Consider the following 4,267-nt stretch of genomic DNA (forward strand, 5'->3'; position numbering starts at 1 on the left):
CCTGCGCGCCAACTACGGCTGAACCGGCGGGTGTTGCCCCGCCGGTTCTCGCAGTGGCCCTGATCGGCACGTCAGTTGAGCTTGTTGACCGCCGTCTTGGTCGTGTTCTTGAAGGTGGCCACCGGGGCGTGGTCGAGGTCGCCCATCTGGGCCCAGCGGACCACCGTCACCGTCTTCCCGTCGCGACCGACGCCGAAGAGGTGCACGCCGGGCTCCGAGTCGGGGATGGAGGTGTGCACGCCGTAGACGCGTGCGCCGTTGCCGACGGCCACAGCGCCGTAGTCCTGCCAGGAGGCGGTGCCGCCAGGTGTCTCGCGCAGCCAGTCCGCGGCGCAGGCGGCGACCTTCTTCTTCAGTGAACTGGCCAGCTTGGTCGCCGCGGTGGTGTCGGCAGCGGTCACGCTGACCTGCGCGGCGTGGGTGTCGAGATCGGTGTAGAACTGGCGGTGGTGGCTCCGCGAGGCCGGCAGCGCCCCTTCAAGGCAGAAGATCTCCGGGTCCGGCAGGCCGGCCGTGACCTTGCCCGCCGACCAGGGCGAGGAGGCGTGCGGCGGAAGGTCCGCCGGGGCCAGGAAGCCCGGCGCCTTGGTCTTCTTCCCCGTCTCGGCGGCCACGCCGGGGCCGCTCGCGGCGAGAGTCAGCCCCAACGCGGCGGCCGCCGCGAGCGTGCCGAGCGCGGCGGAACGGAAGGGGTGTGTGCGCATATCCGGGACCTTTCCCCCGTAATGGACTGTCGTCACAACAGACCAGCGACCCCGCCGAAGGGTTGTGCGCCGAAACGGGATGGAAGCGCACTTTCTGCGCAGAATCAGCGTGATCGTGAGAAGGACGGCTCGCCGGGGCGGGGAACGGCGAAGCGGGGCTGCGTCGCAACCGGCCACCCTCGCAAGGAAGTTGACGACCTGCCCCCAGACCGCCTGCGGCTGACCGGTGCGTGGTCGCGGGCCGATGCGGTGGTGCACAGGGCACATGGCAGACTCGTCCGGCAGGCTGCGGCCCGCCGGGAGCACTTCCGGCCGCTCCAGGCGCCGGTGCCGAGGAGGACCGCCCCATGAACGCGGACGATCCGCACATCCATGTCGAGGCGAACGCGGTCCAAGGCCGTGGCGCTGCCCGCGACATCATGGCGTCGACGTTCGGCCTTGCCGGTGACCTGCCGAGCGTCGTCACCACCGGATGCGGGCTGCGGGCGCCGTATGCGATGACCTCGCCGCGTCCGGACAGAGTCACCTGCCTACCCTGCCGCGAGCACGCGCGGGACGAGCACCTGCGCCTCGCGGAGATGGCCGAACGGTTGGGCGGCATGCCCGGATCGACCGTGAGCCCGGCCCAGGCGAAGCTGGCGGCAGACAGGCATCGCGACCTCGCGGAGAGGTTCTCCGACGCGGCGGGCTGAGCCCCAGCTCGGGGATCGCTGACGGGAGAGGCCTCAGGTCAGCGTGGACGGGACAGGCCTCAGGTCAGCGTGCCCGTCCGCGTGAGGAGCCTCGTGCGCGCCTCCATCAGCGCGAAACCGAGCAGGTTCTGGCCGCGCCACTTCGCGGGATCGCGCACGCGCTCGTCGTCGGCGGCGAGACCCACGCCCCACACGCGGTCCATCGGGCTCGCCTCCACCAGGACCCGGCTGTTGGTGCCGAGCAGATACTCGCGCAGCTCGCCGTGGTGCCCGAACTTGCGGACGTTGCCCTCGACCACGATGCCGTACCGCTCGCGCTCCCAGACCTCCTGGTCGAAGCCGCGCACAGAGCGCCCCGCGGCCTTGGCCTGCCGGGGATGCGCAGCTGCGATCGCGCGGTGCTCCGCCTCCTCGTCCCCGAAGAGGCGTGCCTTACGGGCCATCATCCAGTGCTCGGTCGTGGCGTACCGGACGCCCTCCAGCTCGAAGGGCGCCTGCCACCACTGGCTCAGACAGCCCTTGCCCATGGCACCGTCACGCCGCGGCTGATGCCCCCAGAAATAGAGGTACTTGAAGCGCTCTCCGCGCCCTGCACGCTCGATGAGTTCCGCGACGTTTTCGACCATGCGGTGATTCTTGCAGTGAGCACCGACATCGCTCGACCGGTTATCGGCGACGGGAGTGTCCGGCCTTGCCGCCGGGCACCTCACAGGTACAGCCCGGAGCCCTCCCGCTCCGCCTGCGAGGGAAGCGAGGTCGGCGAGGACCCCTTGCGGAGCGCGAACAGCTCGGCCAGCGTGGCCCCTTCACGGCCCACGCCTTCGCCGGTGCCGAGCCAGTTGACGGCTTCCGTACGGCTCAGCGCACCGACCTCGATGCGTGCGAGGCAGCGCCCCGGGCGCACCACTGCGGGGTGCAGGCGCGCCAGGTCCTCGTTCGTGGTCACACCCACCAGGACGTTGCGGCCCTGGCCGAGCAGACCGTCCGTCAGATTGAGGAGCCGGGAGAGCGCCTGGCCCGCGGCGTGCTTGGCCTCACCGCGGATCAACTCGTCGCAGTCCTCCAGGAGGAGAAGCCGCCAGCGCTGCTGCTCGGATTCGGAGTCGTCCGCGCCGATGGCGATGTCCATCAGATAGCCGATGTTGTTGAACAGGTGCTCCGGGTCGAGGACGCAGTCCACCTGGCACCAGTCGCGCCACGAACGCGCCAGCGTGCGCAGGGCGGAGGTCTTGCCGGTGCCCGGCGGGCCGTGCAGGAGAAGCAGCCGGCCGGAGATCTCCTCCGGGGTGAGCTTCATCAGCTCGTCCATGGATTCCGCCACGGGCGCCGTGTAGTTGGGGCGGACCTCTTCCCAGGTGCCCGCGGCGATGGCACGCGTGGAGCGGCGCGGACCGCGCATCGGCGAGTGGTACCAGAAGCCCATCGACACCTTCTCCGACTGCGGATCGGGCTCGTCCTCCGCGCCGTTCACGGCCTCCGCGAGCCGCGCCTCGGCCAGTTCGTCGCTGATCGCCGTCAGCGTGACGTCCGCGCCCTGGTTCCAGCGGGACACCATCGCCGTCCAGCCTTCGCCCTCGGCGAGGACCGCGCTGTGGCCGTCCGCCGTCGCCTCGCGCAGCACCTTCGCCCCGTCGGGAAGCAGCGTGCGGCCCTTCTTGACCCTGCTCACCGACTGGCTGCGGGAGTAGGGCTGTTCCCCGTTGGTGAAGCGGCCGAGAAAAAGAGCCTCGATGACATCGGACGGCGAATCAGTGTGACCCAGCGTGAGATGAACCGGCAGAGCGCGCTCGGGCAAGGCGGGCGAAGACAGGTCCTCACTGCTGTCGTCGGTGGTGGGAGCCGTTCGGCGATTGGCTGACATGGCCTCCATGATCCGGCATCGACCCCGTCGGCGCACGCGCGTTCAGGTCGGTCGGGTACGGTCCGGCCCAGGAGAACCGAGTGTTCGATGTTCGTCAACGCCCCTGTGGGGCAGGTGAATCCTGTGACCGGGATACACGCGAGTAGCGGTCGGGCGATAGGGTTAGTCTGCCCGGGCCGGGTGCCCTAGTACGGGTGGGGAGTGTCATGGAACAGATAACAGTGAGCGGCAGGGCGCGAGTGCCTGCGATCAAATGCGGTACGGGCGCGACGAGTTCACGCCTGGACCGGCATCTGTCTGTGCTCGCGGGTCCCGCCGTGCCTCAGGGCGAGACGGAAGAAGCGATGTCGTTGATGCGCGAGATCACTCGACGCGACACGACGCGCAACCGGGCCGGAAGCCGGAGCGCGCGGGTTTCGCTGTTCGCGCCACTGCGCAAGCTGCGCCGCACGTTGTTCGGCGGGCGCGGCTGAGCTTCCTTCCGTAGACCTCCCTGTGTCCCGGGGCGGTGGCCGCGCATGCGGCCACCGCCCCGCGGTCGTCTCCGGCCTCAGGCATCCTCACAGCAGCGCGAGTTGCCCTCCAGGGCCCTCCTCGCGCAGATCCAGGACCGAGGCCGGTCGGCGCGCCGCCGAAGGCGGCGGCAGTATCCCCGCGCTCTTCAGCCCCTCGCGCCCGATGGAGGCGCTCGGCCCCGCTCCACCCAGCTGGTCGGCCAAGTCCCGTTGTTCCGGGCGCAGTTCGGCCAGCAGTGTCAGTACGGTGATCAGCTCCAGCAGCTCGGTCGTCCACTCCTGATGCCAGAGCCGGGGGCGCACGGCGGCAAGCGTGCCGGGCACGGCCGGGTCCGCGCGCTGTGCGAACCACCTCTCCAACACCCGTTCGCCTCCCGCCTCGAACTCCCAGGCGGCGCGCTCCACTGGTGCCACGCGGCCCTCCCCGATGTGGAGTGAGCGCTCCTCCAGGTCGTGCCCCAGGTCGCCGGGAGCCGGACGGGAGGGCAACGGCGC

The 4,267-nt window shown here is 70.4% G+C and carries 6 protein-coding genes; 2 read left to right on the top strand and 4 right to left on the bottom strand.

Features of this window, described 5'->3' with window-relative positions; genetic code table 11:
• Nucleotides 1–71: 71 nt before the first annotated feature.
• Nucleotides 72–704, bottom strand: coding sequence for a hypothetical protein (locus H5J26_RS28840; RefSeq protein ID WP_181768912.1), 633 nt, complete (start codon nt 702–704; stop codon nt 72–74).
• 347 nt (nt 705–1,051) lie between these two features.
• On the opposite strand from H5J26_RS28840, the gene H5J26_RS28845 reads away from it, so the two are divergent.
• Nucleotides 1,052–1,396, top strand: a complete 345-nt coding sequence (locus H5J26_RS28845; protein WP_181768913.1) for a hypothetical protein — start codon at nt 1,052–1,054, stop codon at nt 1,394–1,396.
• A gap of 59 nt (nt 1,397–1,455) precedes the next feature.
• Here the strand turns inward: H5J26_RS28845 and H5J26_RS28850 are convergent, their stop codons facing one another.
• Nucleotides 1,456–2,022 (bottom strand): NADAR family protein, encoded by a 567-nt coding sequence (locus H5J26_RS28850; RefSeq protein WP_181768914.1) that lies wholly within the window; start codon nt 2,020–2,022, stop codon nt 1,456–1,458.
• Nucleotides 2,023–2,102: 80 nt separating this feature from the next.
• Nucleotides 2,103–3,257, bottom strand: a complete 1,155-nt coding sequence (locus H5J26_RS28855) for a DUF5925 domain-containing protein (RefSeq protein ID WP_181768915.1) — start codon at nt 3,255–3,257, stop codon at nt 2,103–2,105.
• 206 nt (nt 3,258–3,463) lie between these two features.
• On the opposite strand from H5J26_RS28855, the gene H5J26_RS28860 reads away from it, so the two are divergent.
• Nucleotides 3,464–3,730 (top strand): hypothetical protein, encoded by a 267-nt coding sequence (locus H5J26_RS28860; RefSeq protein WP_181768916.1) that lies wholly within the window; start codon nt 3,464–3,466, stop codon nt 3,728–3,730.
• An 87-nt stretch (nt 3,731–3,817) separates the two neighbouring features.
• Here the strand turns inward: H5J26_RS28860 and H5J26_RS28865 are convergent.
• On the bottom strand, nt 3,818–4,267 hold a 450-nt coding region (locus H5J26_RS28865), incomplete at its 5' end, for a type ISP restriction/modification enzyme (RefSeq protein WP_303647253.1).

Origin of the sequence: Streptomyces albidus (ex Kaewkla and Franco 2022) (genome assembly GCF_013870515.1) — a bacterium.
GTDB lineage: Bacteria > Actinomycetota > Actinomycetes > Streptomycetales > Streptomycetaceae > Streptomyces > Streptomyces albidus.

What these genes read in the sequence shown, in the direction of transcription:
- H5J26_RS28855 (WP_181768915.1), bottom strand. Translation starts at nt 3,257, where the DNA reads ATGTCAGCCAATCGCCGAACGGCTCCCACCACCGACGACAGCAGTGAG.
- H5J26_RS28850 (WP_181768914.1), bottom strand. Translation starts at nt 2,022, where the DNA reads ATGGTCGAAAACGTCGCGGAACTCATCGAGCGTGCAGGGCGCGGAGAG.
- H5J26_RS28860 (WP_181768916.1), top strand. Translation starts at nt 3,464, where the DNA reads ATGGAACAGATAACAGTGAGCGGCAGGGCGCGAGTGCCTGCGATCAAA.
- H5J26_RS28845 (WP_181768913.1), top strand. Translation starts at nt 1,052, where the DNA reads ATGAACGCGGACGATCCGCACATCCATGTCGAGGCGAACGCGGTCCAA.
- H5J26_RS28840 (WP_181768912.1), bottom strand. Translation starts at nt 704, where the DNA reads ATGCGCACACACCCCTTCCGTTCCGCCGCGCTCGGCACGCTCGCGGCG.